Annotated in this window: 1 protein-coding gene; it reads left to right on the top strand. The window is 57.8% G+C overall.

The genetic code is table 11. The features are described from left to right. Window positions 1-90: 90 nt before the first annotated feature. The coding region (gene nusA, locus ACIOWE_RS30250) for a transcription termination factor NusA (RefSeq protein WP_401398636.1) at window positions 91-1,183 on the top strand (1,093 nt) is incomplete at its 3' end.

The following is a 1,183-nucleotide window of genomic DNA, read 5'->3' as shown; positions in this document are numbered from 1 at the left end:
AGACGTCTACAACCCTATTTTTGGTACCGGGGGCCACAGCCAGCACCCGCGCTTAAAAAATTCCGCTTGCCGGTCGGCCATTGACTTTGGATACCGGAATGCTTAATTTTTGACGCGCTGGAGCTGGCTCTGGCCACTGCTACCAAAAAGCGTTTTGAAGACGAAGTTGACCTGCGTGTGGAAATTAACCGCCACACCGGTTCTTACGAAACCTTCCGTCGCTGGACGGTCGTCGAAGAGAACGATCTCGACGATCCGGCCATCGAAACCTGGCCTACCAAAGTTGCCGAAACGCATCCTGGTGCCAAGGTTGGCGACGTCGTTGAAGAAAAAATCGAATCCATCGAGTTCGGCCGCATTGCTGCACAGACTGCCAAGCAAGTCATCGTGCAGAAAGTGCGTGAAGCCGAGCGCGCTCAAGTGGTCGACGCTTATCGCGAGCGCCTGGGAGAAATCATCTCCGGCACCGTGAAAAAAGTCACCCGCGACAACGTGATCGTCGATCTGGGTAACAACGCTGAAGCGTTGCTGGCCCGTGAAGACATCATCTCTCGCGAAACCTTCCGTGTCGGCGTGCGTCTGCGTGCGCTGCTCAAGGAAATCCGCACCGAGAACCGCGGCCCGCAGCTGATCCTGTCGCGTACCGCGCCGGAAATGCTGATCGAGCTGTTCCGCATCGAAGTGCCGGAAATTGCCGAAGGTCTGATCGAAGTAATGGCTGCGTCCCGTGATCCGGGTTCGCGCGCCAAGATCGCCGTCCGCTCCAAGGACAAACGCATCGACCCGCAGGGCGCTTGCATCGGTATGCGCGGTTCGCGCGTCCAGGCAGTGTCGGGTGAGTTGGGTGGTGAGCGTGTAGATATCGTCCTTTGGGATGACAACCCGGCTCAGTTCGTGATCAACGCCATGTCCCCGGCCGAGGTTGCGGCAATTATCGTTGACGAAGATGCCCATGCAATGGACATCGCCGTTGGCGCAGACAATCTGGCTCAGGCCATCGGTCGTGGTGGTCAGAACGTGCGTCTGGCGAGCCAGTTGACTGGCTGGACCCTGAACGTGATGACCGAATCGGACATCCAGGCTAAGCAGCAAGCAGAAACCGGCGACATCCTGCGCAACTTCATCGACGAGCTGGAAGTCGACGACGACCTGGCACAGGTGCTGGTAGATGAAGGCTTCACCA

The organism is Pseudomonas sp. NPDC087598 (genome assembly GCF_044743525.1).
Taxonomy (GTDB): Bacteria; Pseudomonadota; Gammaproteobacteria; order Pseudomonadales; family Pseudomonadaceae; genus Aquipseudomonas.
This window is presented reverse-complemented; position numbering and strand designations above follow the sequence as displayed.